This is a genomic window from Pseudomonas sp. GD03944 (assembly GCF_029839275.1).
Lineage (GTDB): Bacteria > Pseudomonadota > Gammaproteobacteria > Pseudomonadales > Pseudomonadaceae > Aquipseudomonas.
Window position 1 is genome coordinate 484,105 of the sequence record NZ_JAOCAH010000002.1, and the last position, 11,720, is coordinate 495,824.

At 65.4% G+C, this 11,720-nt stretch carries 11 protein-coding genes; 8 read left to right on the forward strand and 3 right to left on the reverse strand.

Annotated features, from left to right (window positions below; genetic code table 11):
• Positions 1-23 precede the first annotated feature (23 nt).
• Positions 24-347: a DUF1820 family protein gene (locus tag N5C28_RS05980; protein ID WP_025167604.1), complete on the reverse strand. Its 324-nt coding sequence runs from the start codon at positions 345-347 to the stop codon at positions 24-26.
• A 154-nt stretch (positions 348-501) separates the two neighbouring features.
• Between N5C28_RS05980 and N5C28_RS05985 the strand changes: the two genes are divergently transcribed.
• The 6 genes from N5C28_RS05985 to lnt all read left to right on the forward strand — a co-directional run bounded on the left by N5C28_RS05985 (position 502) and on the right by lnt (position 6,939).
• Positions 502-1,263, forward strand: a complete 762-nt coding sequence (locus tag N5C28_RS05985; RefSeq protein ID WP_279821043.1) for a hypothetical protein — start codon at positions 502-504, stop codon at positions 1,261-1,263.
• Positions 1,264-1,342: 79 nt separating this feature from the next.
• Positions 1,343-2,686 (forward strand): tRNA (N6-isopentenyl adenosine(37)-C2)-methylthiotransferase MiaB, encoded by a 1,344-nt coding sequence (gene miaB / locus N5C28_RS05990; protein WP_279821046.1) that lies wholly within the window; start codon positions 1,343-1,345, stop codon positions 2,684-2,686.
• Between the two features lie 256 nt (positions 2,687-2,942).
• Positions 2,943-3,965 (forward strand): PhoH family protein, encoded by a 1,023-nt coding sequence (locus N5C28_RS05995; protein ID WP_279821048.1) that lies wholly within the window; start codon positions 2,943-2,945, stop codon positions 3,963-3,965.
• Positions 3,958-4,428, forward strand: a complete 471-nt coding sequence (gene ybeY / locus N5C28_RS06000; RefSeq protein ID WP_279821050.1) for an rRNA maturation RNase YbeY — start codon at positions 3,958-3,960, stop codon at positions 4,426-4,428. Before N5C28_RS05995 ends, ybeY begins: the two co-directional genes overlap by 8 nt.
• A 33-nt stretch (positions 4,429-4,461) precedes the next feature.
• A complete protein-coding gene (locus N5C28_RS06005; RefSeq protein WP_279821051.1) occupies positions 4,462-5,301 on the forward strand; it encodes an HlyC/CorC family transporter in 840 nt (279 codons plus the stop codon).
• Positions 5,302-5,418: 117 nt separating this feature from the next.
• Entirely contained in the window at positions 5,419-6,939 is a 1,521-nt protein-coding gene (lnt, locus tag N5C28_RS06010) for an apolipoprotein N-acyltransferase (protein WP_279821052.1), read from the forward strand.
• Between the two features lie 45 nt (positions 6,940-6,984).
• Here the strand turns inward: lnt and N5C28_RS06015 are convergent, their stop codons facing one another.
• On the reverse strand, positions 6,985-7,752 hold the full coding sequence (locus tag N5C28_RS06015; protein ID WP_279821053.1) for a YdcF family protein: 768 nt from the start codon (positions 7,750-7,752) through the stop codon (positions 6,985-6,987).
• 63 nt (positions 7,753-7,815) lie between these two features.
• Positions 7,816-8,265 (reverse strand): hypothetical protein, encoded by a 450-nt coding sequence (locus N5C28_RS06020; protein ID WP_279821054.1) that lies wholly within the window; start codon positions 8,263-8,265, stop codon positions 7,816-7,818.
• A gap of 201 nt (positions 8,266-8,466) precedes the next feature.
• On the opposite strand from N5C28_RS06020, the gene leuS reads away from it, so the two are divergent.
• Together leuS and lptE are read left to right on the forward strand one after the other, a co-directional pair.
• Positions 8,467-11,088: a leucine--tRNA ligase gene (leuS, locus tag N5C28_RS06025; protein WP_279821055.1), complete on the forward strand. Its 2,622-nt coding sequence runs from the start codon at positions 8,467-8,469 to the stop codon at positions 11,086-11,088.
• 58 nt (positions 11,089-11,146) lie between these two features.
• On the forward strand, positions 11,147-11,720 hold a 574-nt coding region (gene lptE, locus N5C28_RS06030), incomplete at its 3' end, for an LPS assembly lipoprotein LptE (RefSeq protein WP_279821056.1).

The following is an 11,720-nucleotide window of genomic DNA, read 5'->3' on the forward strand; positions in this document are numbered from 1 at the left end:
CGCCGGCGACGCGAATCCCGTGCTTACTTGTCAGGCATCGGCATCGGGAACGGCATGATGTTGCCGCCACCCTTCGCCTCGCTGATCTTCGGCGTGCCCAGTCGCTCGACTTCATCGATGCGGATGATCGCGTGCATCGGCACGAAGCTGCGCACCACGCCATCGAACTGGGCCTTGAGCTTTTCTTCGCTGGGGTCGACCACGACCTGGGTGCGCTCGCCGAAAACGAATTCCTCCACTTCCAGAAACCCCCACAGATCGCTCTGGAAGATCTGCTTGGCGTACATCTCGTAGACCTGGCCCTGGTTGAGGAAAATGACCTTGTAGATAGGCTCGCGCTTGCTCATGGATGACAACGAATACCGCGGAAAAAGAGGGCGCGGATCATAGCACAGGCACCGAATCACAGCGCCCGCTCGTCCCCTGCCCTAGAATGGCCCTGCCTCGACAAGGACGTACCATGCCCAGCACATCGCCTTTCCCCGCCTGCTCGCCCTGCTGTTGAGCGCCGCCCTGCCATTCTGCGCCGCAGCGGGCGACAACGAGTGCTCACCCGAAGGGCTCGCCCGCCCGACGGTGGAACCACTGTTCGCCAGCAAGCAGTACGAAACCGCCATCGCACGCCTGGAGAAAACACGGGCGGCCCAGGACCGCTGCCCAGGGCAGCCCCTCGATACCGCCTGGTACTGGCTGCGCAGTGACCTGTCGCTGGCCTACCTCAAGGCCGGGCGCGAACAACAATGCCTCGCCCTGCTGGCCCCGCTGGTCGACAACCCGCGCAGCCCGCTGGATACCCAGCACAACTTGGAAGACGGTAACCGCGTCGTCCGTGCCCTGCAGACCAACCAGCGCCTGTGCCTGGCGGCCCATGAGGCACGCCTGCAGCATTACCTCGCCGCCCCTTGCCCGGATGCACCGGCGGCCGCGCTGGACAGCGTGACGGTCGCTCCCTGCCAGTGCCTGGCGCTCATGCCCGCCAGCGAGCCCGGCCGTTGCCCCAGCCTGGAATCCGTCAAGAACGGCCAGCGGCAGGGCACGCTGCTGGTGGTCGATGCCGAGCAGCGTTCGCCGCTGGCAGATACGTCGCGCTGCTGCAGCATCCAGTCGCTACGCCTGTCACAGCAGGCCGGGCAGCAGAGCGTGCGCCTGCAGGGCGAAGGCCGCGACTGCTTCGGCGGCACCGCCTACGACCGGATCGACACGCTCTACGGTTGGCAGGGCGATCAACTCAAGCCCCTGGCCGACTATTCGCGCACCGATTGAGCGCGCCATACGGCGGTGGCACCCGGCACGACGCGCGCATATAATGCGCGGTCATTTTTTAGCCAGACCAGATCGCGCCATGACCAAGAAGCTCTATATCGAAACCCACGGTTGCCAGATGAACGAGTACGACAGCTCGCGCATGGTCGACCTGCTGGGAGAGCATCAGGCGCTGGAAGTGACCGAGCGCCCGGAAGAAGCCGATGTCATCCTGCTCAACACCTGCTCGATCCGTGAAAAGGCGCAGGACAAGGTGTTCTCGCAGCTCGGCCGTTGGCGCGAACTGAAACTGGAAAACCCGGACCTGGTGATCGGCGTCGGTGGCTGCGTGGCCAGCCAGGAAGGCGCGGCGATTCGTGATCGCGCGCCCTACGTCGACGTGGTGTTCGGCCCGCAGACCCTGCACCGCCTGCCCGAGATGATCGACGCCGCGCGCAGCACCAAGACCGCCCAGGTGGACATCTCCTTCCCCGAGATCGAGAAATTCGACCGCCTGCCGGAGCCCCGGGTCGATGGCCCGAGCGCTTTCGTGTCGGTCATGGAAGGCTGCAGCAAGTACTGCACCTTCTGCGTGGTGCCCTACACCCGCGGCGAAGAAGTCAGCCGCCCGATGAACGACGTCCTGGGTGAAATCATCCACCTGGCCGAGAACGGCGTGCGCGAAGTGACCCTGCTCGGGCAGAACGTCAACGGCTACCGCGGCGACACCGAAGACGGCCAGATCTCCGACTTCGCCGAACTGCTGTACGCCGTGGCGGCCATCGACGGCATCGACCGCATTCGCTACACCACCAGCCACCCGCTGGAGTTCTCCGACGCGCTGATCCAGGCCCACGCGGAGATCCCGGAGCTGGTCAAATACCTGCACCTGCCGGTGCAATCGGGTTCCGACCGCATCCTCGCGGCCATGAAGCGCAACCACACCGCCCTGGAATACAAATCGCGCATCCGCAAGCTGAAGGCCGCCGTGCCGGACATCCTGATCAGCAGCGACTTCATCATCGGTTTCCCCGGTGAGACGGAAAAAGACTTCGAACAGACCATGAAGCTGGTCGAAGACGTGGCCTTCGACTTCTCCTACTCCTTCATCTACAGCTCGCGCCCGGGCACCCCGGCGGCCGACCTGCCCGATGACACGCCGGACGAGCTGAAGAAGCAGCGCCTGCAGATCCTGCAACAGCGCATCAACCAGCAGGGCTTCGAGAACAGCCGCCGCATGGTGGGCAGCGTGCAGCGCATCCTGGTCAGCGACTATTCGAAGAAAGACCCCGGCATGCTCCAGGGGCGCACCGAGAATAATCGAATCGTCAACTTCCGCTGCGACAATCCCCGCCTGATCGGCCAGTTCGTCGACGTGCACATCGATGACGCCCTGCCGCATTCGCTGCGTGGCACCCTGCTGGCACAGGGCAGCCTGCACTGAGCCGAACGGCCGGAAAAGGACCCCTTGTGATGCCGCAACAAGCCCCGGTCGTCGGGCAGCTGAACGTCATTGCCGCCGGGCTTCGCATGGGGCCCATGGCGACCGAGACCATGCCCCGGGCCGGGTTCGCCGCTTGGCGACGCGCGGCCCGCGACGTCCTGTCCCGTTTCCCCCAGCAGCCCGAGCTTTCCCCTTCCGGCCACTGGGGTTATTCTTCAGTTCACTCTCCCAGCCGACTGGCGGCCATCCCAAGACCTTGAACGCACCCATAGAACCGCATCGTTTTGTCCTCGAACCCTTCGAGGCCCGTCGCTTCGCCAACCTCTGCGGGCAGTTTGACGAGCACCTGCGCTTGATCGAACAACGCATGGCCATCGAAATCCGCAACCGCGGCAACCAGTTCGAGTTGCTCGGCGCCCCGGAACAGACCTCTTCGGCGGAACAGCTGCTCAAGCGCCTGTACCGCGAGACCCAGAGCACCGAACTGTCCCCCGACATGGTGCACCTGTTCCTGCAGGAATCCGGCCTCGAAGAACTGGCCAGCCCCACCGTCGAGGCCAGCGTGGCCCTGCGTACGCGCAAGGGCATGATCCGTCCGCGCGGCGCCAACCAGCAGCGTTATGTCCGGGCAATTCTCGACCACGACATCAACTTCGGCATCGGCCCGGCCGGCACCGGCAAGACCTACCTGGCGGTGGCCTGCGCCGTGGACGCCCTGGAGCGCGAGCAGATTCGCCGCATCCTGCTGGTGCGTCCGGCGGTCGAAGCCGGCGAAAAACTCGGCTTCCTGCCGGGTGACCTGTCGCAGAAGATCGACCCCTACCTGCGCCCGCTCTACGACGCGCTGTACGAGATGCTCGGCTTCGAGCAGGTGGCCAAGCTGATCGAGAAGCAGGTGATCGAGGTTGCCCCGCTGGCCTACATGCGCGGCCGCACCCTGAACAACAGCTTCATCATTCTCGACGAAAGCCAGAACACCACGCTGGAACAGATGAAGATGTTCCTCACGCGGATCGGCTTCGGCTCCACCGCCGTGATCACGGGCGATGTCACCCAGGTCGACCTGCCGCGCGGCACCAAGAGCGGCCTGAAGCACGTGATCGAGGTGCTCAAGGACGTGCCGGGCATCAGCTTCACCCACTTCCAGCCCAAGGACGTGGTCCGCCACCCACTGGTGCAACGCATCGTCGAAGCCTACGAGCGCTACGACGAACGCCAGCAGGCACTCCGTCCGCACACGACAGCCGATAACGATCCAGGCGCACGCCGCGATGATTGAACTGGACCTGCAGGTGGCCAGCGAGGCCGACCTGCTCCCCACCGAAGCCCAGTTCCGCGCCTGGTGCGAACTGGCCCTGCGCCAGCGCAGCGCCGACTCCGAGCTGACCATCCGCCTGGTGGATGAGGCCGAAGGCCGCGAGCTGAACCACACCTACCGCCAGCGCGACTACGCCACCAACGTGCTGTCGTTCCCCGCCGACCTGCCTGACGAGCTGGACGGTGTTGCGCTGCTGGAAATCCCTCTGCTCGGCGACCTGGTCATCTGCGCCCCGGTGGTCGAGCGCGAAGCGCACGAACAAGCCAAAAGCCTGGAAGCCCACTGGGCCCATCTGGTGATTCACGGCTGCCTGCACCTCCTCGGCTACGACCACATCGAGGATGAAGAAGCCGAGGAAATGGAAACGCTGGAACGTAAATTGCTCGCAGAACTGGGTCATCCCGACCCGTATGCCGACGACTGATTGCCCACAAGCAAGGACCCCGAGTAAACACTCATGAGCGAAGACCGATCGAGCAACGAGCCGAAGTCCTGGTTGAACAAACTGACCCAGGCTTTTGCTCACGAGCCGAAAAACCGCCAGGAACTGCTGGAAGTTCTGCGCGACGCCCACCAGAACAAACTTCTCGACACCGAGGCGCTGTCCATCGTTGAAGGCGCCATCCAGGTGGCAGATCTGCAAGTACGCGACATCATGGTTCCGCGTTCGCAGATGATCAGCATCAAATCCACCCAGACGCCCCGGGAATTCCTGCCAGCGGTGATCGAAGCGGCTCATTCGCGCTATCCGGTGGTGGGCGAAACCCTCGACGACGTCGTAGGCATCCTGCTGGCCAAGGACCTGCTCCCGCTGATCCTTCAGGGCGAGCAACCGAACTTCAACATCAAGGACATGCTGCGCCCGGCGACCTTCGTCCCCGAGTCCAAGCGCCTGAACGTGCTGCTGCGCGAGTTCCGCGCCAACCACAACCACATGGCCGTGGTGATCGATGAGTACGGCGGCGTCGCCGGCCTGGTCACCATCGAAGACGTGCTGGAGCAGATCGTCGGCGACATCGAGGACGAGCACGACGTCGAGGAAGACAGCTACGTCAAACCGCTGCCCAGCGGTGATTTCCTGGTCAAGGCGCTGACCCCGATCAGCAACTTCAACGAAGCCTTCGACACCGAGTTCTCCGACGACGAGTTCGACACCGTCGGCGGCCTGGTGATGAGCGCCTTCGGCCACCTGCCCAAGCGCAACGAAATGACCGAGATCGGCGAGTTCCGCTTCCGCGTGCTGAACGCCGACAGCCGCCGCATCCACCTGCTGCGCCTGACCCCGCTGACCCGCTAAGCATCTTGAGAAGCAGGCCCGGGGCGCCGTGATGAATGCGACCCGGGCATCTCGCCCTTCCCCCCTTTCGCATTCCCCTCTACCCTTGCGCCACCGTTCTCCAAGGACCTGCGCTCAATGCACTGGATTACCCGCCCCGGCTGGCCGGGCAACCTGATCAGCCTGGTGGCCGGGGCCATCACCACCCTGGCCCTCGCCCCCTTCGACCTGTGGCCGCTGGCCATCCTGTCCATCGCCCTGTTCTACCTGGGCCTGCGCGACCTGCAACCGCGCCAGGCCGCCTGGCGCGGCTGGTGGTACGGTTTCGGCCTGTTCGCCGCCGGCACCAGCTGGGTCTACGTCAGCATTCACGATTACGGCGCCGCGTCACCGCCCCTGGCCGCCTTCCTGACCCTGGGCTTCGTCGCCGGACTGGGCCTGTTCTTCACCCTTGCCGCCTGGCTCTGGGCGCGCTGGATTCGCCGGGTCGAAGCGCCCCTGGCCGATGCCCTGGCCTTCGCCGCCCTGTGGCTAGCTCAGGAAGCCTTTCGTGGCTGGTTTCTCACCGGTTTCCCCTGGCTCTACGCCGGCTACAGCCAGCTCGACGGCCCACTGGCCGGCCTCGCCCCGATCGGCGGCGTGTGGCTGCTGTCGTTCAGCCTGGCCCTGAGCGCCGCCCTGTTGGTCAACCTGCCGCGCCTGCGCGCGGACAAACGCTTCCTGGCGGCCGGCATCGTCCTGCTGCTGGCGCCCTGGGTCGCCGGGATCGCCTTCAGTGGCCACGCCTGGACCAAACCCGCCGGCCAGCCACTGAAGGTGGCGGCCATGCAGGGCAACGTCCCGCAGAACCTCAAGTGGGACCCGGCGCAGCTCAACGCCCAGTTGGCGCGCTACCGTGACATGAGCCTCAGCGCCGAGCCCACCGACCTGATCGTCTGGCCGGAAACCGCCGTGCCAGTGCTCAAGGAACAGGCCATCGGCTACCTCAGCGTGATGGACCGCTTCGCCAGCGACCGTCAGGCCGCGCTGATCACTGGCGTGCCGCTGCGCCAACCCAACGAGCGCGGCGAGATGCGCTACTACAACGCCGTCAGCGTGATCGGCCAGGGCAGCGGCGATTACCTGAAACAGAAGCTGGTGCCGTTCGGTGAGTACGTGCCCCTGCAGGAAGTGCTGCGCGGCCTGATCGAATTCTTCAACCTGCCGATGTCGGATTTCGCCCGCGGCCCGTCCGAGCAGCCGCTGCTGGAAGCCAAGGGTTACCGGATCGCGACCTACATCTGCTACGAGGTGGTCTACCCCGAGTTCGCGGCGGAACTGGCGGCCAGGAGTGACCTGCTGCTGACCGTCAGCAACGATGCCTGGTTCGGCCGTTCGATCGGCCCCCTGCAGCACCTGCAGATGGCGCAGATGCGTGCGCTGGAAGCCGGCCGCTGGATGATCCGCGCCACCAACAACGGCATCACCGTACTGATCGACCCGTTCGGACACATCACCGAGCAGCTGCCGCAGTTCGAGCAAGGCGTGATGTATGGCGAGGTCCAGCCGATGCAGCACCTGACACCGTACCTGCAATGGCGCGCCTGGCCGATGGTCATTCTCTGCGCGCTGCTGTTCGGCTGGGCATTGCTGGCCAGCCGCATGGCCAAGACTGTCTGACACCGGTGACGGGCGGGCAGCATCACGCTGCCCGTCCTCGCACACTCAGGGCGTGCCGTTAAGCACGGGATAGAGCGCCAACCCAATCACCTCGTTGAGCAGCAGACCGCTCTGCCACAGCGCCTTGCCCTCCGGCAGCCAGCCCCCGAACGGGCGACCGTTCGGCACGCCGAGAAATCCCACCGGTGCCGCGATCACCTCGAACCCTGCCTGCTCGAAGCACCAGCGAGCCCGGGGCATGTGCCAGGCCTGGGTCACCAGCAACACCCGACGTATACCCTGCGGCTGCAATAGGGCGGCACTCAGTTGGGCGTTCTCCCAGGTGGTGCGGCTCGCCTCTTCCCGCCAGCGCACGGCCACGCCGAAATCCTCCTCCAGAACCTCCGCCATCAGCGCGGCCTCGCTGGGCGGCTGGCCGAAGTGCAGACCGCCGGTGGCCGCCAAGGGCAGACCGGACGCCTTACTCAGGCGTGCGGCGTAACGCATCCGCTCCAGCGCCAGCAGGCTCGGCTGATCACCGTTCCAGGCCGGATCCCCCTGGGCGCGCCCGGCACCGAGCACCACGATCGCATCGGCCCGCTGCGCCAGCGTGCCCCACTGCGCCTCGACCAACGCCGGCTCGCGTTCCAGCAGGCGCGCCGCCCATTCGACGGAGACCGGCAGGCTCATGACCCACAGACCGCCCAGCCCCGCCACGAAACAGGTGGCGGCGAAACGAGGGAAACGCCGACGCGTCCACCAGGCCAGCACCAGCAGCAGGAACAGCACGCCTGGCGGCATGAAGATCTGTTTGAGCATGTAGCGAATCGGCATCGGTTCTCTCCCTGACCGGCCAAGCCTATCAGAGAGCCGACCCGGGCTCGGAAAGGAGAAGTATCAGCGCGGGCTGCCGACCCTGAAGAGCTGTGAACCGCAGGCCAGGCAGGCCTGCACGCCGCGCCCGGCCTGCCATTCGGCCGCCGCGCCGCACAGCGCGCAATGCAGCGGCATGCGCCGCTTGGGCAGGATCTTGTAGCGACCCAGCACCTTGGCGCCGGACTTGAGTGCGGGGCGTGACGGTTTGGCGGTGCGGGCTGCCGGCCACTGCTCGATCAGCGCCAGCTCCTCGGCGGCGGCATGCCAGCCGCGCAGCCATTCGAGGTCACGGTCCAGGTAAGCGCGGATCAGCTCCAGCTCGGCCGAGGTCAGGTCCCTCAACTCCAGCTCACGCAACGGCTCGCCCGAGAGCCGATTGAGGTTGTCGGCCTCATCCAGCGCCAGGGCAAGGCGTTGCAACAGCCGCTCGTACAGACCGCCGCACGCCTCTGCTCGTCGCAGTTCACCCATCCATTCACCTCATGAGGGCTCGCCCCTGCAGCCCTACTACAAGCTTAGCGGTCCGCCTCCGCCGGGTGAGAAGCCGCGACAAACGGCGGCATCCGCCGCACCCGGCACGGCCTGGCCTGCAATCAGGGTTTCCCTCAGTCAAGGGGGGTCATGTATGCTACGGCGTTTCCCGAACGCCTCCATTCTCCAGCGCCAGTAGCCATGCACGAACAGTATCAGCCACGCGAAATCGAAGCCGCCGCGCAGTCCCACTGGGACGCGCAGAATTCCTTTGTAGTCAGCGAGCAGCCCGGCAAGGACACCTTCTATTGCCTGTCGATGTTCCCCTACCCGAGCGGCAAGCTGCACATGGGGCACGTGCGCAACTACACCATCGGTGACGTGATCGCCCGCTACCAGCGCATGCAGGGCAAGAACGTGCTGCAACCGATGGGCTGGGACGCGTTCGGCATGCCGGCGGAAAACGCCGCCATGAAGAACAAGGTCGCGCCGGCCAAGTGGACCTACGAAAACATCGCGTACATGAAGACCCAGCTCAAGAGCCTGGGCCTGGCCATCGACTGGTCCCGCGAAGTGACCACCTGCAAGCCGGACTACTACCGCTGGGAACAATGGCTGTTCACCCGCCTGTTCGAGAAAGGCGTGATCTACCGCAAGAACGGCACGGTCAACTGGGACCCGGTCGACCAGACCGTCCTGGCCAACGAGCAGGTCATCGACGGCCGCGGCTGGCGTTCCGGCGCGCTGATCGAGAAGCGCGAAATCCCCATGTATTACTTCAAGATCACCGCCTACGCGGATGAACTCTTGAGCAGCCTGGACGAACTGGATGGCTGGCCGGAACAGGTCAAGACCATGCAGCGCAACTGGATCGGCAAATCCCGTGGCATGGAAGTCAGCTTCCCCTACGACGTGGCCAGCATCGGCACCGAGGGCGCGCTGAAAGTCTTCACCACCCGTCCCGACACCCTGATGGGCGCGACCTACGTTGCCGTGGCCGCCGAACACGCGCTGGCCGGCATCGCCCTGACCAGCCTGCCCGCCGACAAGGCTGCCGAGCTGCAAGCCTTCATCGACGAGTGCAAGCGCGGCGGCGTCGCCGAAGCCGACATCGCCACCCAGGAAAAGAAAGGCCTGCCGACCGGCCTGTTCGTGGAGCACCCGCTGACTGGCGAGAAGCTGCCGGTATGGGTCGCCAACTACGTGCTGATGCACTACGGCGACGGCGCGGTGATGGCCGTTCCGGCCCACGACGAGCGCGACTTCGAGTTCGCCCATAAGTACAACCTGCCGGTGAAGGCCGTGGTCCGCACCGCCGCAGGCGATGAAACGCCTGCACCGTGGCAGGCCGCCTATGGCGAGCACGGCGAGCTGATCAACTCCGGCGAATTCGACGGCCTGGACTTCCCCGGCGCCTTCGACGCCATCGAAGTGGCCCTGCTGAAGAAGAACCTCGGCCAGGCCCGCACCCAGTTCCGCCTGCGCGACTGGGGCATCAGTCGCCAGCGCTACTGGGGCTGCCCGATCCCGATCATCCACTGCGACAGCTGCGGCGATGTGCCCGTGCCGGAAGACCAGCTGCCGGTGGTCCTGCCTGAAGACGTGGTGCCGGACGGCGCAGGCTCGCCCCTGGCGAAAATGCCCGAGTTCTACACCTGCACCTGCCCGAAATGCGGTGCACCGGCCAAGCGCGAAACCGACACCATGGACACCTTCGTGGAGTCGTCCTGGTACTTCGCCCGCTACGCCTCGCCCCAGTACGACAAGGGCATGGTCGACCCGGCCGCGGCCAATCACTGGCTGCCGGTGGACCAGTACATCGGCGGTATCGAACACGCGATCCTGCACCTGCTCTACGCGCGCTTCTTCCACAAGCTGATGCGCGACGAAGGCCTGGTCAACTCGAACGAGCCGTTCAAGAACCTGCTGACCCAGGGCATGGTGGTCGCCGAGACCTACTACCGCCTGGCCGATAACGGCGGCCGGGACTGGTTCAACCCGGCCGACGTCGAAGTCGAGCGCGATCCCAAGGGCAAGATCATTTCGGCGAAGCTCAAGAGCGACGGCCTGCCGGTGGAAATCGGCGGCACCGAGAAGATGGCCAAGTCGAAGAACAACGGCGTCGACCCGCAATCGATGATCGACGCCTACGGCGCCGACACCTGCCGCCTGTTCATGATGTTCGCCTCGCCGCCCGACATGAGCTGCGAGTGGTCGGACGCCGGCATCGAGGGCGCCAACCGCTTCCTGCGTCGCGTCTGGCGCCTGGCCCACGGCCACGTCGCCGCCGGCCTGCCGGGCGCACTGGATGTCGCCAGCCTCAACGACGAGCAGAAAGCCGTCCGCCGCGCCATTCACCTGGCCATCAAGCAGGCGAGCAACGATATCGGCCTGCACCACAAGTTCAACACCGCCGTCGCCCAGGTGATGACGCTGATGAACGTGCTGGAAAAAGCCGCCACCGCGACCGAGCAGGACCGTGCGCTGGTCCAGGAAGGCCTGGAAACCGTCGCCCTGATCCTCGCCCCGATCACGCCGCACATCAGCCATGCGCTGTGGCGCGAACTGGGCAAGCAAGGCGAAGTGATCGACGCCAGCTGGCCGAAGGTCGACGAATCCGCCCTGGTGCAGGACAGCCTGACCCTGGTGGTCCAGGTCAACGGCAAGCTGCGCGGCCAGATCGAAGTGCCGGCCAGCGCCAGCCGCGAGGAGGTGGAAGCCGCGGCCCGTGGTAACGAGAACGTCCTGCGCTTCACCGAAGGCCTGAGCATTCGCAAGGTCATCGTGGTACCGGGCAAACTGGTCAACATAGTCGCCAACTGATTACGCTTGGCGCGACCGCCCAGCGGCGCGCCGGCAAGCTCGACAAGGGGATAACAAGATGATGAAGCGGAATCTGTTGGTAATCGGCCTGGCGACCCTGCTCAGCGCATGCGGCTTCCAGCTGCGCGGCACCGGCGACACCGAGTTCGCGCTCAAGGAGCTGGACGTCAGCGCACGCAATGCCTATGGCAACACCGTCAAGGACGTCAAGACGGCCCTGGAGTACAACGACGTGCGCGTCTACCCGGGCGCACCGTACAGCCTGATCATCAGTGACGAGCGCGAAACCCAGCGCACCGCCAGCTACACCAGCGCGGCCCGTAGCGCCGAACTGGAACTGACCACCTCGATCACCTACGAGATCCGCGGCTCCAAGAACCTGCTGCTGATGAGCAACCAGCTGGACGTGCAGAACTTCTACGTGCAGGACGGCAACAACCTGATCGGTTCGGGTGAAGAAGCCACGATGATCCGCACCGAAATGCGCCGCGACCTGGTGCAGCAGCTGGTTCAGCGCCTGCGCCTGATCACCCCGGAACGCCTCGACGAGCTGCAGCAAGTCGCCGAAGCCAAGGCCAAGGCGGAAGCCGACGCCCTGGAAGCCGCCCGCCAGCGTGAAGCCGCGCAGCCGC

Coding starts and splice junctions, on each gene's coding strand:
- N5C28_RS05980 (WP_025167604.1), bottom strand. CDS start 347: ATGAGCAAGCGCGAGCCTATCTACAAGGTCATTTTCCTCAACCAGGGC.
- miaB (WP_279821046.1), top strand. CDS start 1,343: ATGACCAAGAAGCTCTATATCGAAACCCACGGTTGCCAGATGAACGAG.
- ybeY (WP_279821050.1), top strand. CDS start 3,958: ATGATTGAACTGGACCTGCAGGTGGCCAGCGAGGCCGACCTGCTCCCC.
- N5C28_RS06005 (WP_279821051.1), top strand. CDS start 4,462: ATGAGCGAAGACCGATCGAGCAACGAGCCGAAGTCCTGGTTGAACAAA.
- lnt (WP_279821052.1), top strand. CDS start 5,419: ATGCACTGGATTACCCGCCCCGGCTGGCCGGGCAACCTGATCAGCCTG.
- N5C28_RS06015 (WP_279821053.1), bottom strand. CDS start 7,752: ATGCCGATTCGCTACATGCTCAAACAGATCTTCATGCCGCCAGGCGTG.
- N5C28_RS06020 (WP_279821054.1), bottom strand. CDS start 8,265: ATGGGTGAACTGCGACGAGCAGAGGCGTGCGGCGGTCTGTACGAGCGG.
- leuS (WP_279821055.1), top strand. CDS start 8,467: ATGCACGAACAGTATCAGCCACGCGAAATCGAAGCCGCCGCGCAGTCC.